Raw genomic sequence first — 18,845 nt, 5'->3', positions numbered from 1 at the left:
TATGGAGGTCTTTATGGATATTAATGGTGCATCTGAAGTTTCTAAGTTAATTGTGCAAAGTTCTTTTAAGCTTAGTGAAGCTTCAAGTGAAGAATTAAGGAAAAAAAAGACAAGAGAATATAATGATTTAAGTTTGAATCCAAATAAAAGTTATCATGTTGATTCTGAGGTGAACAGTATATATCCTGCTAATGAGATAAAGGGTGAAAATATGAATCTTACTGTATTATCAAAGAGTAAATATAATGAAAAAAATAAAGATGGTTTATATGATATTAATTTTAACGACCCAAAAATAGGAAAAAATGTTGATATTGAGAGATAGTTTAGGATGTTTTATATGTTGATGTTTTTTTGTTTTATTTTAATTATATTTATTTTTATATATTTTCATGTTTATATTGGTTTAAAGATAAAGTCTAATAGTATACTTAAAAAATTTAGAAGTGAAGTAGATAAAACTATTATTGAGATTAATCAAGCCACAGATCGTAATATAAATATTATTGAAATAAAAATTGAGAGTTTAAATAGAATTATTAAAGAAGTTGACGATAGAATAGAAGTACTTGATCAGAGATTACTAGGATTTAATTCTAATTCAATTTCATTAGGAAATAATAATTTTGGAATTAAAAATGATTCTGTTGTTTATAAAAATAATTTAGATTATTCAATACCTACTATTGAGAAAAATATAATAAAGGAAGGTTATGATATTCGCCAACAAGTTATTTCACTTTATGAACAAGGAGTGTCTTTGGAGATTATTTCTAAGAAGTTGAAATTAGATTTGGGGGAAATTGAGTTGATTATTTCAATTAATAGAGGCAGTTGACAAAAAATAATATAAATATATTTTTGATCTACTAATAATATAATTATTTTTTTTGATTTTAATTCTAAAGTAATTTTAAATGGCAAGAATAAAATATTGAATTTTTTGTTATACTTTTTATAGATTCTGGTATTGTTTTTAGTAGTTCTGATAAATATCAGTTACTATTGAATCTAGTTGAAGCTTTTTATAATTTTAAAGATTAATGTAGGTTATGGTAATTTTTATAAAGGTGGAGGTTGTTTTATATAGAGTTGAAGATATTCTTTTTATTTGCTTTTAAATATTATTAAAAATAATCTTTAGAAATCTTTTATAAAAGGAATTAACTGGTATTGCGATTATTGAGATGCCAGAGCAGTACCAGTACTTACTTATTTTTTTGAAATACAAAGAAGAGTTAACGTATTGCAGAAGCTTCAATCCCGAAGAGTATCAATTGCTACTTAATGGTCAAAATGGTTCAAGGCAGCATACAGTTCAGCAGCCATATCTTATGCTTTCAGAATGGGGATAAGATTCATTTCTTTTTATGAACTTGGGGGGGGGGGATACTTTTGATTCTATTCTTTTTAGAAAATCAGACTCATGCTTATACTTTTCTTTTAGCTAAGAATGAGAATAATTTAAAGATAAAATATAAAGAGATATTTTAATGATATTTAATATAAAATGTTCTGATATTAATTTAGGTAAAATTTTTCTTTTTAGTAGATAAAAAATAGAACTAAAATTAGTGTTGTATCGCCATTTCTTAATGATGAATGATGAACATTTAGAGTATAAAATTAAAGGATATGATTTTTGATTCTATGATTAGTTAATTTTATAGATAGAATTATTAGATTTACGAGAAGACTGTATCTTTATAATTAAGAGAGAAGGGGAAGGGTGGGTTAGTCTTGATAATATTTCAAAAATATGACTTTTATGGGCTCAACTAAGATTTCTTTGATTAAACAGAGATGAAGAGAAACTTTTTCCTAAAATTTATGTTTTATATTCTTTAAATCAAGATGAGATTTTCTTAAGAGATTTAAGCATTCAAGTTTTTAGTTTATTAAAAAATTCTATTATCAATTTTAAATATATAACTTTTTACTCTTTTAGAATTGAGACTTATAAAGATAGACTACTGAATTTAATTAATAAAGATATTTTGTAGCCAGTCCACAAGACATAATTTTATAACAAATAATGATGATTCTAAAGAATAGCTTTAATAAAAACTATAATGTGTCGCAGAATGAACATAGGAAATCTTATTTAAATTATTCTAATATAGATATTTTTCTTTTAAATTAAAGTAGGATCTTAAATTTCCACTTCATTAGATTTAGATACTAAGAGGTATAAATCTATTGAAAATAAATGGTTCTTATAATAGCTTAGGATAAATATATTGTTTCTTTTTAAGAGATTTATTCTTTAGATTTATTCTTTATAGGATATTAGATGAATTAGTATAATGACTCATTATTTATTATAGTCTATATATTATTTTACCAATAATATTATTTATATTTATAAATCCATACTCTCTGGAATCAAGAGAGACTTGTTTATTTTCTCCTATAACTAGGTAATAATTTTTTGGAATTGATTTGCTTTTTAAGATGCTTAGATGTTTTTCATTTATATTAAAATTTAAATTATCAATACTTATTATATTTTTTTGTATCCTTCTAAAGGGTTTTCCTGGTATAGCGAAAATTTTTTTAACTGAAGTTTTTCGTGTTATTGGGTCTTTAATAATTACCATATCGTTTTTTTTAGGTGTATTCCATAAAATCATATATTTTCCTTTACTGCCTAGTTTTATTCCATAGGCTAAATTATTACTTATTATCCAGCTTTTTTCTATAAGTATAGGCAACATTGAGGAACCTTTAACTAGATAAAAGGATAGGGTTAATTTAATAATTGTTAACATTAATAATAAAGCTAATATAGTAGATGTTATTTGATGTTTATATATTTTGATTATATTTTTAACAATTTCCATTAAATGCTTTTTAATAAATATATATTTCTAGTGTATAATAAGGCATAATATGATTATACCAAAAAAGGGACAGAATATAGGAAAAAGAAATAAAAAATTTTTATTTAAAATCACTAAAGGTGATTTTGAATTAAAAGATTTCAATAATATTTCTAATATTAATATAAGTAAAAGAAATAGATCTTTTCGGTTTATGAATTTTTTTAAACCCTTTTTTTACATAATTAAATTATTTTTAAATTTAGTTAAGCATAGAACAGTAGATATTAGGCTTTTTAAGTACCAATATTCTTATAAACATGTTGGGTTTAAACTAGAAAATGCTTTTAATGTTGGTTTTAGTTTTGATTTTATTTTTAGATTGAATGCTTTAATATTTGTTTTAATCTTAGTCTTTTATTTGGATATTTTTTCTTATTACGGTTCTTATGTTTTTTTAAATAGACTTAGTTTTCCTAAAGATTATTTTATTGAAACTTTTTTATACTATAGCGATCAGGATTTGAATCAGATCAATAATGATCTATTTCCCACAAATGAAAATAATTATGAAGGATTAAAAAAACCTTTGATTTTGAAAGTTGTTGAGCATAAGATTAAACCAGGAGAAACACTCTCTCATGTTGCATCTAGATATAGCATAACAAGTGAAACTTTAATCTCTTACAATAATATTAAAGATGTAAGGAATATTAGGCCCAATTTAGTAATTAATGTGCCTAATATGAAAGGGATTCTTTATACTGTTGAAAGGAATGATTCTTTATCGTCAATCGCAAAAAAATATAACACTACTAAAACAGATATTCTTGATGCTAATAATCTTGATAATGAGGTACTCTCTTTAGGTCAAAAGATTTTTATTCCAGGAGGAAGAATGCCTAAAGAGGCACTAAGAGATGCTCTGGGGGAAACTTTCTTATTCCCAACTCAAGGAGTTATTACTTCTGGTTATGGATATCGTCCAGATCCCTTTACTAGGGTTATTAGTTTTCATAATGGGATTGATATAGCAAATGCGGCTAATACACCCATTGTGTCAGCAAAAGAAGGTATTGTAGTAAAAATTGGGTTTAATGCGGGAGGATATGGAAAATATATTGTTATTTCACATAATCATGGTTTTCAGACTCTTTATGCTCATTTAGGTTCTTTTACAGTTAAAGTTGGTCAAAGGGTTTCAAGGAGTCAAGTGATAGGACATATGGGCAGCACGGGATATAGTACGGGAAATCATTTGCATTTCACTATTTTTAAAGATGGAAAAACAGAAAATCCTATGAAGTATCTTAGATAGATTATTGATACTTTGATATATTAACTTTTTTTAGTATTTGTATTAATTTTTTCCCTTCTACTAGGTCAATTAACCTGCCTTCGATTATTTGTTTAGCTTTAGTAGAAAACACGGCTGGTGCTATGCACAGTCCTTTTAATTTATTTTCTTTGGTTTTTGAAATAAGGTCTTTTAGAAATAATTCTCCTAGAATCTCTTGTTCTGTTCTAACAAATCGGACTATTAAGTTTTCTTCCCATTGATTATTTACAAGTTGAAAATTTATGTCTATAAACTGAGAAGTTACTTCATTTGTTTTTACATCTCTTATTTGAAACTTATTCTTATATAGCTTAATAATAATTTCACTAGCTAATTTTTCAAATTTTTCTTTTGAACTTTTAAGGTATATTCTAAGCGATAGATTTTCACTTAATCTTTTGCTAAATTCTAGTTTCTCATTGATTTTTTTATAGTTTGAGTCGACTCTTTCAACTTGAATAAAAACATCGGTTGCTTTTTGATAATTTTCATGTTCTATGTAAAGTTCACCTAGTTTATAAAAGAGTTCAAGGAATATTTTTTTAGGCAAATCAGGCTTTACTTTAATTAACTCTTTGATATTTTCTTCTAGCTTTTCTAAATTATTGTTTTTTGCATGAATTTCAGATTCAATTAAAAGGGATTCATATGTCATTTTATCTCTGTTTTTTAGCTTATCTGCAATTTCAAGAGCAAGGCGATCTTGATTAAGTTGAGTTAGGCATTTGGCATAAATTAAAAGGGCGTTTACATCATTTTGTATGTAATTTTTTATGTTGTTAAATATCCCAACGGCTTTATAGTAATTTTCCATATGGAAAAGAACTATTCCAATATATTTTAAAGCTTGATGATTATTTTTATCAAATTTGTATATTTTTGTTAGATAATGTAGAGCTTCTTTGTAATAGTCGTTTTTTAGGAAAGCTATTCCAAGATAATAGTTAACATCTGTATCATTTTTTTTTATTGCATATGCCTTTTTAAGAAATTCTAATGCTTCCCTATTAAAATTTCTTTCAAGATTATAAAATCCATAACTTAAAAAAGCTTTAAGTGAGTCTATATCTTGGCTTATGGGATTTTTTTCTACGAGTTGGCATAGTTTTTTAGCATATTTAATTCCATTTTCAGGATCTTTATTCTCATAATAATAATTGTTTAAAATTTGGAGCGCTCTTATTTCATTTGGATTTGCTTTTAGCATATTTGTGGCTTTTTCTATTAATTTTTTTGTTCTATCTGACTTTTTGTCATGTATCCCTTTTTCTCTTATTTGTGTATTTTTTATTGCAAGCTTGAAAAATAAAAATACCAAAAAAGATACTGTAAATGAGGAAACTATTATGAATAATGATAACACCTAAATTTTCTCCTAAACTTATATTTAGTAATATCATATGAAAAATATGAAACATAATCAAAGTGTTTTTATTTTGAATAAAAACTAGATATAAGTTGAATATAATTCAACTTATATTATATTATAATTATTATGCATAAATTTGTTTTTGTAAAAAACAAAAAGGTTGGAATTATTGAAAGGGTTTTTAGCAATAAAGCTTTCTAATAAAGAGTATTTTTCAGTTTTAAATTTGGAAGATATTTCTGTAAAAAAAGTTGTATTGGGTAAGATTTTAGATGAAACTAGTGTGAAGTTGGATTTTTATATTAGCAAGGTTGAAGATTTTTCTAATCCCGTTTTTGTAGGGTCTTTTTTCTTAGATAATCTTAGAAAAGAAAGTTCAGATATAAATGTTTATTTTAGAATGGAATCTGTGATACTTTATGTTTATGGTGAGTGTGATGGGATTGAGAATAAGTCTAAATTTGATTTGAGTTTATATAATCTTGATGTAAAGCTGGTAGAACTTAATGATTTTTCTAAGGATAGTCAGGTAAAAAATGAATACATTCCTGATTCTAGTAATTTAGATTTTGAGGATGTAACTACTACTAAAAGTTTAAAAAATGATTTTAAGCAAGATAAAGATAATTATTCTTTAGATAATTTGGATAATATTGATGATTTAAATCATGCAGAAGATTTATATTCTTTAAATGAAAAAGAATTTATCAATGAAGGTAATTTAGATATCTCTGGTTTATTAGATAAAGGAGATGACACGTTTAGTGCCTTAGATTTTGAGTCTAAACCTAATTTGGGAGATTTTGATAATAGTCTTAAGGCGACCAGTGCTCTTGGGAACGATAGTAATCAGATGAAAAGTGAACCTTTTAATTTTGTTAATAATAGGGATAATATAGAAGAAAATAGCTCTGATTTATATAATTCCCCCTCTGAATGTAGTGACATTAGTTTTGATTCTGATAATAATGTTATAAAGTTTATTGAAGATGAAGATATTGATTTTAGTAGTGTTAATATAGCAAGTTTTAAAGATTCTTATTCTGATGATTTAAGTGTTGATGATATTATTGCAGATATTGATAAAGGGTTGAAAGAGGGGCCAGTTGATGATGTATTTCTTGATGTTAGAGATTCTAGCAAAGGCTTAAGCATAAGTGTTGAGAATGAGCAGTTAGGTTCAGATACAAAGGAAGGTTTTATGCAAACCTTTATGCTTTATTTAAGTCTTATTTCTTTATTTTTGTTAATATTTTTTTCATTATTTTTGATTTTTTCTAAAGTTTTAAATCCTAGAAATTTCAAAATTTCTTATCATTATATATGTGAGAAAGAAAAAGTTAAAAAGCATGAAAGAAGTTCTTATGTTTAAGAAATTATTTTTTTTATTCATTAAATCTTTATTTAGTTTTCTGTTATTAAATTTATTATCTTGTTATTTTGAAAGAAAATCTTTGAATGAGAATGTGGTAAAAAGGAATGTGAATCGTTTTGATTTAAATCATTTAAACTGGTTATGGAATTTTGACTATGAGAAGCAAAATTTTGATGAGTATTTTGGGATAGATCCAAGATCTTATGTATATGTTGCTTATCTTTTTAAGAAAATAGGGTATGAAGAAAAATTTAGAGAATATATGTTTAAAGCATCAGAGACTGATAATAATATTGTATCGCAGTTTGCTGGTGTTAGGCTTCTAGAATACCATAATTCGAGAAAAGAATATTTTGAGGCTGAGCTTGTTGGGCGAAAGCTTTACAAGAAATATGAAGATAATAAGTATATTGCATTAGAATATTTTAAAAGTCTTTATTGGCAGAAAAAAAATAATGAGGCTCTTTTAGTTTTAAATAAATTGGATAAAATGAATTTTTTAGAATCTCAGATGAATGAAAATATTTTGTTTAAAGCTGTTCTTTATTTTAATATTTCAGATATTAATGAGTCATTAGTTTATTTTAAAAAGTTATTTGAAGATTTACCCGCAGGTTATCTGCATGTAAGAGCGCATGATTATCTTGTTTCAGATGAGAGATTTGGACTCCTAAGCCTAAATAAAAGTTTTTTAAATCTTGTTAGGTTTAAAGCTTTAGTTGCTAATGGTAAGCTAGAGGATGCAATAAATGTATTAAATAATAATTTTAAGGAATATTATAATAATTTTTTATTTTTAAATGATGTTTATAAGGTTTTTATGACTTCAGGATACATAGGTAAGGCGTTGTCTTTTTTTAATAATTTGAGTAGTGTTTATAAGAAGTATTATTTAGGGCTTATAAACTTGAGATTAAATACGGAAAATGCTTTAACTAGTATGGTTAAGTATATAGAAAGCAATTCTTTAGAAAATGAATCTTATAGGCTTCTAATTCTTAATGAGATTTTTAGTAATTTGATATATACAAAGGAATCAAGAAGCTATTTTGCTCAGAACATAGCTAGATTTTATACGTATAGAGATAGTGGTAATCCTGTATTTATTAGAATATTAGATGAATATATTTTAGAAGCTATTCAACTTGAAGATTATTATAATTTGTATTTGCTTTATTGCAATGGTAAAGATATACTAGATAATGTTGTTTTGTCTAGGCTTGCTTTTATTAATGCAAGGCTTATATATCATAAATTTATTAAAGCTAATAATGGAGTTGAATATGGTGAGCTTTTGCGCTCTTCTATCCAATATAACAGATCTTCTTATTCTTCTTTTATGAGCAAATATTTATTAAATCAAAAAATTGATGATTTTTTTGAAAATAATTTAGATATTATTTATGATAAGTCTGACTATGAAAGTTTCCTAGAGGGATTTTTGAGATTTAATTTACATTCTTATGTTGGTGCTTTTGTTGCAGATGATTTTAAGAATGGGTATAGATTTTCACCTAATTTTTACCGTGGGCTTTATGATGAACTTATAAGACATGAATATTATTATGAAGCTACCCTTGTTATTAATTATCTTGTAAAGCAAGATAGTTCAGCTTTAAATAAAGATGATTATAAACGTCTTTATCCTTATTTATATAGCTCTTTGGTGAGATATTGGTCAAAAAGACGATTAATTGAATCTAATCTTGTTTTTTCTTTAATAAAGGCTGAAAGTAGTTTTAAAAGAGATGCTATATCTAGGTCTGGTGCTGTTGGGCTAATGCAAGTTATGCCTTCAACAGCAGTTGATATATCTAGGGAGATTAAATATCATGAATATGACTTGAAGCAACCAAAAGATAATGTGATTATAGGGACTTATTATTTAAAAAAAAGGATAGGAACAGTAGGATCTATTTATAAGGCTCTTGCATCTTATAATGCTGGAATTGGAAATGTCCGTAAGTGGGAACAAGCTTATGGACATATGCCTAAAGAACTTTTTATTGAGGCAATCCCTTTTGGTCAAACCAGGAATTATGTTAAAAAGATATTGGTTTATTCTGTATTGTATGATGCTTTATATGAAGGCAAAGGCATAGATTCTGTAGTAGAATATATTATGGGTAAATTTCCTAAGGGAAATCCTTCTAGATTAGGAACTAATGGTTAATCTTTTTAGTGTTATTATTTTAGGAATTATGCAAGGGATTACTGAGTTTTTGCCTATATCTAGTTCAGGTCATTTATTACTTTTAAAAAAATTCATGGATCTTGAAGTTTCATTAGTATTTGATATTTATTTACATTTTGCAACTGTCTTAATTATAATTATTTATTATCAAAGACGAATATTAGAACTTTGTTTAAGCTTGATAAGATTTTTTTTAAAAAAAAATACTGCATTGGACTTAGAGAATCTAAGGGTATTACTACTTATAATAATAATTAATTTTATCACGGCGTTTATTGGTATTTTTATAGAAACATTTGAAGTAATATTTACTGTTGATATAGTTTTATTGAATTTTGTTTTAACGGGTATTTTGCTGTTATTACTTGAATTTAGATTTTTGGTTTTAGACTTGAAAAGTAATTTTATCTTTTCAGGGTTTTTTATTGGGGTTATGCAAGGAATTGGTACAATGCCTGGTATTTCTCGTTCAGGAATTACAATTTTTGCCTCAATTTTTCTTGGTTTTAGTAGGTCAAGAGCATGTGAGATTTCATTTTTATCTTTAATTCCTATTGTATTTGGAGGTTTATTTTTGAAACGAAAGGAGTTATTTACTTCGAATATGGCTTTTAATATTTTTGAAATAAATTTAGGAGCAGTTACTGCTTTTGTTATTGGATTATTTTCAATAAATTTGTTTTTCAGGATACTTAAAGGAAGCAAAACTTATTATTTTTCAGTTTATTTATTTACTCTATCAAGTGTGATTTATTTCTTTTTTTAAATGTAGTTAATAGCGTAGCGTATGAAGAATTTTTATCAGTATTTTCAATTTTTGTTTTTTTTTATGTTAGCTATTATATCATTTTCCCTTTTTGTAGCATTAACTCCCATAGGGAATATATTTGTATTTTTTATTTTTAACTTAATAGGGCAAATATTGCTAAACACTTTTTCATTTCTTTCATTTTATTTAATACTTTATCCTCTTGTAAATTGGTATGTTTATAGGGCTAATATGCTTAGTAAAAGATTTATATTTAACTGGAGCTATACGGTTATTCTATTTTTTACTCTAACATTTTGGTTAAAAATTAATTCTAAGCTTGAAGGTTCTAATATTATTAATTGGTTTTTGAATAATTTTGGATTATTGCTTGGTAATTTTTTTATTTTTCTTATTTTAATTTTAGAATTTGTTATTTGGATTTATTTGAATTTCTTATTTTTCAAGAATACTAATTTTATTATAGATACTATTCAGTTTTTAGGTTTTAAGCTTAAAATCTTGTTTGAAAGTTTGTTTGCTTATTTTCCTCTTTTAAGCTCTTTAAGGGTTAAAAAAGACATTAAAGTATATGAAGGTTTTGATAATGACTTTAATAAGAATGAGTCTTCTAGTGAAAAAGATAATATTATTAATGGAGAAGAATATCAAGCTTTGTGGTCTTTTAATACATTTTTAAGAAAATCTAATAAACCTTCTAGTATAGATTTAGATAAAGCTGTTTTTGATCAATCAAAAGGGTTAGATGCTACGTTATTAGATAAAAGGTTAATGGAAAATCAAAGTTTGCGAGATTTTCAGTATGATTTGGATAGTGATAAATCTAGATATAAGCTGTTATCAAAGTTTGATAGTAATAATAAGCTTGTAGCCAGTGGGAAAATTAAGGCTAGTGAGATAAGGCATAAGGGAATAATAGATAGCATTGCTAAAATTTCGGATGAAAATTTATTATCAGGTAGAGTTAGTAGTGATTATTTTATAGATATTTCTGTTTTTGATAAAAGAGAACCCAAAAATGATACAGAAGATATCGAATATGAAAGAGAGATTCAAAAACAATCAATGATTTTACAGGAAACTTTGAGAGAATTTAATATTAATGCTAAACTTATTGATATTATTAAAGGCCCTGTTGTTACTATGTATGCTGTTCGTCCTGATAAGGGGATTAAGCTTTCAAGGATAACTTCTATATCAGATAACATTGCCCTAAGACTTGCGGCTGTTAGAGTTCGAATTATAGCACCGATACCTGGTAAAGAAGCTGTAGGAATTGAAATTCCTAATAAAAGGAGGCAATTTATTTTAATATCGGAAATAATAGATAGTAATGAATTTAGGGATAATTTCAAAATTCCTTTTGCACTTGGTAAAGAGATTAGTGGATGTAATGTTGTATTTGATCTTGTCAATTCTCCTCACCTTTTAATAGCAGGTGCTACTGGGGCAGGTAAATCAGTTTGTGTTAACTCACTTATTGCTTCTATTATTTTTTCAAAGTCGCCAGATGAAATTAAACTTATAATGATAGACCCTAAAATAGTAGAACTTAAGCTTTTTAATGATATACCACATTTGTTAACCTCTGTTATTACTGATGTAAATAAAGCATTGGAGGCTCTTCGTTGGTGTCTTGATGAGATGGAGAGAAGGTATGTGCTTTTTGATAATTTTCTTGTCAGAGATATTAATGCTTATAATATGAAAATAAAAGAGGAGGGATTAAATGAAATTCCTTTGCCTTATCTTGTTATTATTATTGATGAGTTTGCGGATCTTATTCTTTCTGGAAGAAAAGATTTGGAGAATTTAATTTCTAGACTAGCAGCTATGGCTAGGGCTGTTGGAATACATTTGGTTCTTGCTACTCAAAGACCATCTGTTGATGTTATTACTGGAGTAATAAAAGCTAATTTTCCTTCAAGAATCTCTTTTATGGTAGCTAGTGCTATGGATTCAAGGATAATTCTCGGAACTTCAGGTGCTGAGAAGCTTTTAGGACGGGGAGATATGCTTTATGTCAGTCCTACTACTCCTTTTCCTCAAAGAATTCAAGGTGGATTTTTAAATGAAAAGGAAATTTACAGATTAGTTGAAGAGGTGAAGAAATTTGGTTCTCCAAATTATATTGATGATGAGATATTTCTTGGCAGTGTGGGCGCCTCAGATAAAGTAGTTCTTGACCCTTCAGATGAACCTATGTTTGAAGAAGCCCTTGAGATTGTTCGTTCTACTAAAAAAGCCTCTGCATCTTACCTGCAGAGACGACTCAAAATAGGATATAATAGAGCTGCAAGGATTATTGAACTTATGGAAAAGATGGGATATATAGGTGTTATAAAAGGTTCAAAAGCACGAGATATCTTTATTTAATTTTAAAATAGAAGTAGAGATATTCTAAATTGTGAGTATCTCTACTTTATGTCTATTGTCTTCCAATTTTTTGTTTTAATTTTCTGACTTTTTTAGCTTGTTTTCTTTTGAATGCTTTTTCTTTCTTTACTCGAATGGTGGACGGCTTCTCATAGTATTCTCTTCTTTTCCATTCTCTAATTATTGCTTCTTTCTCAATCATTCTTTTAAAACGTTTCAATGCTTTTTCTAGCCCTTCATTTTTGTCCACGTTAACAGTTACCAAAAAATCACCCCCTTTATTACTCTATCTTTTTAATATTATTGATTATTTTATTTTTGTCAATAAGCATATTTTCTAATAGGAAATCTGGATTTATAGCAACTCCATTAATTCTAATTTCAAAGTGTAAATGAGGGCCTGTTGAAATTCCTGTATTTCCAACATTTCCAATATATTTCCCTGTGTTAACTATTTTATTTTCTGTAACTCCAAATTTTGATAGATGTAAATAGATTGTAAATACACCTGGTAAGTGTTGAATTATTACAGTTTTCCCAGTAATTTCCCTATCTCTTGCAAATACTACTTTCCCTCTACCAGCTGCGAAAATAGGTGTTTTTTCTCTTTTGAAAGGAGCGTAATCTATGCCGTTATGCATTGTGAGTTTTGATATTTTTTTATTGTTTTGAGTATAAATTCTTTGGTCTCCATAAGGACTGCTTATTCTATATTGATCTTTTATAGGGTGGACTAAAGTATCATAGTGGTATATTGAAGTATCGCCTATGTTGCCAATTATATTCCATAATATGAGAGATTGTTCTTTGGCCTTTATTGACTTTTGACTCTTAAAAAGGGTTGCTTTTTTTTTATCTAACTTGACAGTTGTTTTTTTAAATTCAAATTTTTTTATTTCTATTTCCTTTATGTATTTTTTATTCTCAAATTCTATTTCAATTTTTCTTTTTCCTTCTTTAATCATTGGTGTAATTCCTAGTAGAGCTATGTGATATATGTTATTGTCTACTTTAAATTTGAAAGGATAAGAGCTTAAAATAGGGTTTTTATTACTGCTTAATAGAGATAGTTTTTTGAAGTTTTTGTTGCTTGCAAAGTAAGTGAACTCTCCTTGAAAAACTTCTCTCTTATAAAACCCCATTAATTCAGTATCTCTTGCTACATTAATATTGAATAGAATGATCAGATTCATAAGAATAAGGCTTTTGATGCTAAGCATTAATTTTCTCTCTTTTTAATGTCTATAATTTTTAGAATTTTGTCATTTTGATTATAGAAGTCTTCGCTAACTGTGAATATTATATCTATATTCTGGCCATCTTTAATTCCTAGCTCTTGAATATTTTGAGTTCCATTAAAGTATATAGCTCTGTAATAGTCTTGGTTATTTTTAATTTTCATGCTTATATGCTTTGAAGTTCCGTTTTTATCAATTGTTCTGAGATCTTGAACTGATACGTCTTCCATGGTTAAGATAAATTCTCTGAATCCATGTCCGTAAGGTTCAAATAAGTCAATTATTTTTAAGAGTTCTTCTTTTTTAAAATCTTTAGGTATAATAGCATCAATTAGTATAGAATCTTCTCGTACATCGCTATATTCTATTTTTTCAAGGGCATGTTCAAGTTTTTTAATAAACTCATTTAGCATATTTTCATGAAGCGTAAATCCAGCTGCTGCTTTATGACCCCCAGAATTTATTAACAAAGAACATGGTATCATTGATATTAAATCTTTTGAATTTATTTTATTATTTGATCTTATAGAACCTTTAATTATGTTGCCTTGTTTTGTCAAAAAAACAGCGACTTTTTGATAATAAGAAGAAAGTCTTGTTGCCATTCTAGAACTGATTCCCTTTGGGGTATGTTTGTCATAGCATACAATAAATCTATCATTTTTGAAAATGGTGTTTTCATTATGTGTATTCCAAGATACGTCTTCCTTTTGTTTTCTTAGAGTGTTTATATTTTTAATTTCTTTAAACTTGTTTTCTATGTTATTAATATCTTCGGTTAACAAAAATTTGATTGTAATATCTGCTTTTTCAAGCCTTCCTGTTGAATTTAATATAGGAGCAATCTTAAATGCTATATCGGATGAGCTTATTATTGGCTTTGTTAATAAGTTAGCGTCTTTTAGTAAACAGTTAATAGGAATTCTCTCTTTTAGTGCAATTTCTTTAAGACCTTCTTTTACAACTATTCTATTTTCGTTAATAATTGGCATATTATCAGCAATGGTTCCTATTGCAACAAATTTAAGATTTTTAAGGCATTTTTTTAGTAAATCTTTATTTATTTCAAATATTATGTTATAAAAAACATAATATAGCTTGTCTTTGATATGAATTTCTTTATATTTAAAATATTTTGTGATTTGGATTAGTTCTTTAAGTGTTTTTTTAGAAAATTTTGGGTATTTTCTTATAAAATTTTCGCTAATATCAATTGTTTCAATATCTATTTTTTGATTAAAGAACTCATTCAAAAGTTGATTTTGTTCATTTTTATTAAATACTATTACATATTTATCTTTTGAAAATTCTTCTAGTTTGTTGACATTGATTTGTAGGTCATTATTGTTTTCTAGTGAGAGATGTCTTTTTAAAATGTAATTATTTATCTCTATTGCGTCAAGGACAATTTTATTACTCAGTCTTTCTAAGAATAAAAACACAATATCTTTATTATAAAGATTGGTGGTAGATAAGTATAAGGCAAGACATGCTTTAAAGCTAACATAACAACCAGCTATTTCTTTAAAGGGAGATAAATCTCCTTTTAAATGAGGATTAATGATAATAATTTCTGTGTCAAGCTCTTTGTTAGGAAGATGGTGATCTGTGATAATTACTTCTATATTTTTTGATCTTGCATAAATTGCTTCTTCAATATTAGAAATACCGCAATCGACAGTAATTATTATTGATATTTTATCTTCATAAGCTTTGTCAATTAGTTCTTTTGTAATGCCATAAAATTCTCCGTTGGAGGGTATCTTGTATGCTACATTAAGACCGAAATCTATAAGTGTTTCATACATTATGATTGTAGCTGTGATTCCGTCTGCATCTTTGTCTCCAAAAATTAATATATTTTCATTCTCTTCAATAGCTTCTTTTATTCTATAAATAAATTTACTTATATTTTTGAGTAAGAAGGGATTATGCATTAAATTTACACTGTCTTCAATAAAGAATAAAAAGTCTTCTTCTTTGATTTCTCTTCTCTTTAGTAGTGTTGCTTCGAGAAGACTAATATTATATTTCTTTGCAATATTTATTATGTCTTCTTTTTTTATATCAATTTCTTTTTTTTTCCAAATCTTCACTTCTTGTATCCAGTTTGTTTTATTTAGATTAATGTTTTTTCAAATTCTGTATTTATTTTATTTTTTATCATTACTTCAATAAGTGCTTTTGATTTACTGGTTAAATCTATTAGTAATGAAGAACTTATGCTCTTTTGAGTTGTATCTTTTAAATATTTAAAACTTTCTTTATTAAGATAGTGATTTTTGTTACTAGCGCAATTTATGCAATTAAAACCATTAGTTTGCATGTCATAGTAATAATTATTTTCTATTTGCTTATCGCATGTAAAACATATGTTTGATAAACATAGAAAATTTTTTATGATTAAAAACCTTATTTTATATTGTAAATCGACTAAAAATGTTTTTTCCATAGTTGAATTGTTAAGAACATCTGTAGCCTTTGTAAATAACTCAAAACATTCTCCATCATCAAAACTTAAATTAATTAGTTTTGACCAAAGATTAATAATTATCAATTTTTCATAATTTAAATCTTTTAAAATGAATTCTTCGTCATTGACTTCTATTATTTTATATAAATTATTTTCTTTTACTATTTCGAAATTAGCTTTTACTAGCGTATTAATGTTTGATTTAAACTTTTTTATGATAGAGTTGTAAACAATTGTATTAATAATTCCTTTTGAATGAAATAAACTTAAAAGATAATAATTCTTCTTATGGTATAAACTTACTATAATAGCATTAATTTTACTAAACTGCATTATACATTATTGTATAATAAAAAAAATCAATATTAAATGAATTTTCATAAAAATTTTCTTTTGTTATAATTAAACTTAAGGAGACTTAATTTTTATGGAAGAATTAAAAAAGACTGAATCTAATGGGAATAAGCATTCAGATGATTCTGCTTCTGCCATTTTACCTCATTTTGATAAACCTGTAAGAGTACCTTTAATTGCAGTTCCATCGCATCCTATATTTCCAGGTATGTTTATTCCAATTATTATAGTTTCTGATACTGATATGAAAGCGGTTGATTATGTTAATAAGGGTAATGGTATTGTCTCCTTATTTGTTTTACGAGATAAATTTTTAGAAAAAACTGGCAATAAAAGTGATAAAATATCTGTCAATTATAAGCGGGATATTTATTCTGTTGGTATTACTGCTAAGATAGTTAAAAAAATTAACCTTCCTGATGGTGGATATAATATTTTTGTTTCAACTATTGATAGGGTTAAGTTTGTTAAGGTCGTTCTTAATGAAGATTTTCCAATAATTGAGGTTGATTATTTGAAGCAGATTCCAGTTAAAAAAGATGATTTACAGTCAAAGGCAATCTACAGTAGCATTTTGCTTAGAACAAAAGAAATATTTTCGCATAGAAAGATGCCAGAAGTTCAGTTAAATATGGTAAACATTGAGGATAAGGGTAGATTGTGTGATGTTGTTGCAGGAATGATTTCATCTTCAAAGGAGTCCCATCAAGAAGTCCTTGAGACTTTAAGCATAAAGGATAGACTTAAAAAGGTTTTAGAATTAATTTATGAAGAATTAAATTTAATTGAAATTCAGAATAAAATTACCAGGGGTATTCAGGAAAAGTTAGAGAAACAACAAAAAGAATTCTTTTTAAAAGAACAACTTAAAGCTATTAAGGCTGAGCTTGGATTAGGAGATGACAAGAAGAGTTATTTTGTAAAACTTAAAGCTAAAATAAACTCTTTAGCATTAAAGGGGGAAGTTCTTGAGGCAGTAGAAAGGGAGCTAGAGAAATTTTCATTTCTTGAGACAAATTCATCAGAGTATATTGTTGTTAGAAATTATCTTGAACTTATTACTAATCTTCCTTGGGGAGATTCTAGGATTGATTTTGATAAGTTTGATTTGCAGAAAGCAAAAAAAATTTTAGATAAAACGCATTATGGGATGGGAGAAGTTAAAGATAGGATTATTGAATATATTTCTGTTATTAAGCTAAGGAAATCTCAAAGAGGAGCTATTATGCTTTTAGTTGGACCTCCTGGGGTTGGTAAAACTTCAATAGGAGCAGCTATTGCTAAAGTACTTAAGACTAAATTCTTTAGATTTTCTGTAGGTGGTATGAGAGATGAATCTGAAATTAAAGGACATAGAAGAACTTATGTTGGTGCTTTACCAGGAAAGATTATTCAGGGATTAAGGATTACAAGAACAAATTCTCCTGTTTTTTTAATAGATGAGATTGATAAAGTTTCATCGTCTAATTATGGTGATCCATTTTCAGTTCTTCTTGAAGTTTTAGATCCTGAACAAAATATTAATTTTAGAGATCATTATCTTGATTTACCTTTTGATATTTCTAATGTTTTTTTTATTTTAACGGCTAATTCTGTTGAGACAATACCCAATCCTTTATTAAATAGAATGGAAGTAATTCAACTTTCAGGATATGTTGATGATGAGAAAATAGAAATAGCAAGGAAATATTTAATTTCTAAGGTTTTAAAAGAGAATGGAGTTAGCAGAGATTCTTTAAAGTTTCAAGGTTCAGCTCTTGTTCAGATTGTCAGAGAATATGCGAGAGATAATGGGCTTAGAAATTTTGAAAAATACATAAAGAAAATTGTAAGAAAAGTTGCAAGAAAGCTTGTTGAAGATGAGTATATTAAGTCTTACCAAATATCTAAGGAAAATTTGGAAGAGTATATTGGTGTTCCTGTTTTTAGAAGAGAAGAATTTTTAAATAAAGCTATGTCTCCAGGCATGGTAATGGGACTTGCGTGGACAAATTATGGTGGTTCAACATTAATAATTGAAACTGTAAAAACTGAAGCAAAGTCTTCTGGGATTAAGTTGACAGGTAGACTTGGGGACATTATGAAAGAATCTGCAAATATTGCATTTACTTATGTAAATAGTATTAGAAATAAAATTAAGATAGACAAGTCTTTTTTTGAAAAGTATATGATTCACTTACATATACCAGAAGGTGCTATTCCAAAAGATGGGCCTTCTGCTGGTATTACTATTGCTAGTGCTTTTATATCTCTTGGGCTTAATAAAGTTGTTAGACCTCATTTGGCTATGACAGGAGAATTATCGCTTACTGGGAATGTAATGGCTATTGGAGGATTAAGAGAGAAAATAATTGCAGCTAAAAGAAGTGGAGTTGAGCATGTTATTATTCCTATTGCAAATAAAGTTGATCTTGATGAAATACCTATTAACATTAAGACTGGAATAAATTTCCATTTAGTTAGCAATATGAGTGAGGTTATTAAATTATTATTTTAAGTGTTATATTGAATTCCTTACTTTTTATGATGTTATTTT

15 protein-coding genes are annotated in these 18,845 nt (G+C 26.7%); 9 read left to right on the top strand and 6 right to left on the bottom strand.

What is annotated here, in order from left to right:
* Window positions 1-13: 13 nt before the first annotated feature.
* The 3 genes from F0310_RS01300 to F0310_RS01290 all read left to right on the top strand — a co-directional run bounded on the left by F0310_RS01300 (window position 14) and on the right by F0310_RS01290 (window position 1,355).
* Window positions 14-325 (top strand): hypothetical protein, encoded by a 312-nt coding sequence (locus F0310_RS01300; protein ID WP_182117170.1) that lies wholly within the window; start codon window positions 14-16, stop codon window positions 323-325.
* A 15-nt stretch (window positions 326-340) separates the two neighbouring features.
* On the top strand, window positions 341-838 hold the full coding sequence (locus tag F0310_RS01295) for a hypothetical protein (RefSeq protein ID WP_182117169.1): 498 nt from the start codon (window positions 341-343) through the stop codon (window positions 836-838).
* Window positions 839-1,187: 349 nt separating this feature from the next.
* Window positions 1,188-1,355, top strand: a complete 168-nt coding sequence (locus F0310_RS01290; protein WP_182117168.1) for a hypothetical protein — start codon at window positions 1,188-1,190, stop codon at window positions 1,353-1,355.
* Window positions 1,356-2,321: 966 nt separating this feature from the next.
* Here the strand turns inward: F0310_RS01290 and lepB are convergent.
* On the bottom strand, window positions 2,322-2,843 hold the full coding sequence (gene lepB / locus F0310_RS01285; RefSeq protein WP_182117167.1) for a signal peptidase I: 522 nt from the start codon (window positions 2,841-2,843) through the stop codon (window positions 2,322-2,324).
* 49 nt (window positions 2,844-2,892) lie between these two features.
* Between lepB and F0310_RS01280 the strand changes: the two genes are divergently transcribed.
* Window positions 2,893-4,140, top strand: a complete 1,248-nt coding sequence (locus F0310_RS01280; protein WP_182117166.1) for a peptidoglycan DD-metalloendopeptidase family protein — start codon at window positions 2,893-2,895, stop codon at window positions 4,138-4,140.
* Between the two features lies 1 nt (window position 4,141).
* Here F0310_RS01280 and F0310_RS01275 read toward each other — a convergent pair whose 3' ends face one another.
* The gene (locus tag F0310_RS01275) at window positions 4,142-5,524 is read right to left on the bottom strand and encodes a tetratricopeptide repeat protein (protein ID WP_182117165.1); all 1,383 of its coding nucleotides are present in this window, start codon (window positions 5,522-5,524) and stop codon (window positions 4,142-4,144) included.
* A gap of 175 nt (window positions 5,525-5,699) precedes the next feature.
* On the opposite strand from F0310_RS01275, the gene F0310_RS01270 reads away from it, so the two are divergent.
* Genes F0310_RS01270 through F0310_RS01255 form a run of 4 tightly spaced genes read left to right on the top strand, consistent with a single transcriptional unit; the run spans window position 5,700 to window position 12,244 of the window.
* Entirely contained in the window at window positions 5,700-6,902 is a 1,203-nt protein-coding gene (locus F0310_RS01270; protein WP_232535928.1) for a hypothetical protein, read from the top strand.
* Entirely contained in the window at window positions 6,895-9,078 is a 2,184-nt protein-coding gene (locus tag F0310_RS01265) for a flagellar assembly lytic transglycosylase (protein ID WP_232535927.1), read from the top strand. Before F0310_RS01270 ends, F0310_RS01265 begins: the two co-directional genes overlap by 8 nt.
* On the top strand, window positions 9,071-9,865 hold the full coding sequence (locus F0310_RS01260; RefSeq protein ID WP_182117162.1) for an undecaprenyl-diphosphate phosphatase: 795 nt from the start codon (window positions 9,071-9,073) through the stop codon (window positions 9,863-9,865). Before F0310_RS01265 ends, F0310_RS01260 begins: the two co-directional genes overlap by 8 nt.
* Window positions 9,866-9,886: 21 nt before the next feature.
* Window positions 9,887-12,244 (top strand): DNA translocase FtsK, encoded by a 2,358-nt coding sequence (locus tag F0310_RS01255; protein ID WP_182117161.1) that lies wholly within the window; start codon window positions 9,887-9,889, stop codon window positions 12,242-12,244.
* 52 nt (window positions 12,245-12,296) lie between these two features.
* Here the strand turns inward: F0310_RS01255 and rpsU are convergent, their stop codons facing one another.
* The 4 genes from rpsU to F0310_RS01235 are packed head-to-tail and all read right to left on the bottom strand — an operon-like array spanning window position 12,297 to window position 16,288.
* Window positions 12,297-12,509, bottom strand: coding sequence for a 30S ribosomal protein S21 (gene rpsU, locus F0310_RS01250; RefSeq protein ID WP_120104064.1), 213 nt, complete (start codon window positions 12,507-12,509; stop codon window positions 12,297-12,299).
* A 16-nt stretch (window positions 12,510-12,525) separates the two neighbouring features.
* On the bottom strand, window positions 12,526-13,437 hold the full coding sequence (locus F0310_RS01245; RefSeq protein WP_476577974.1) for a M23 family metallopeptidase: 912 nt from the start codon (window positions 13,435-13,437) through the stop codon (window positions 12,526-12,528).
* Window positions 13,438-13,463: 26 nt separating this feature from the next.
* Window positions 13,464-15,578, bottom strand: a complete 2,115-nt coding sequence (recJ, locus tag F0310_RS01240; RefSeq protein WP_182117159.1) for a single-stranded-DNA-specific exonuclease RecJ — start codon at window positions 15,576-15,578, stop codon at window positions 13,464-13,466.
* A gap of 23 nt (window positions 15,579-15,601) precedes the next feature.
* Window positions 15,602-16,288 (bottom strand): hypothetical protein, encoded by a 687-nt coding sequence (locus F0310_RS01235; protein WP_182117158.1) that lies wholly within the window; start codon window positions 16,286-16,288, stop codon window positions 15,602-15,604.
* A gap of 94 nt (window positions 16,289-16,382) precedes the next feature.
* Between F0310_RS01235 and lon the strand changes: the two genes are divergently transcribed.
* Window positions 16,383-18,806, top strand: coding sequence for an endopeptidase La (gene lon / locus F0310_RS01230; RefSeq protein ID WP_182117157.1), 2,424 nt, complete (start codon window positions 16,383-16,385; stop codon window positions 18,804-18,806).
* Window positions 18,807-18,845 lie beyond the last annotated feature (39 nt).

It is taken from the genome of Borrelia sp. A-FGy1 (assembly GCF_014084025.1).
Lineage (GTDB): Bacteria > Spirochaetota > Spirochaetia > Borreliales > Borreliaceae > Borrelia.
The sequence above is the reverse complement of the archived record's forward strand: the minus strand, read 5'-3'. Positions and strand labels throughout refer to the sequence as shown.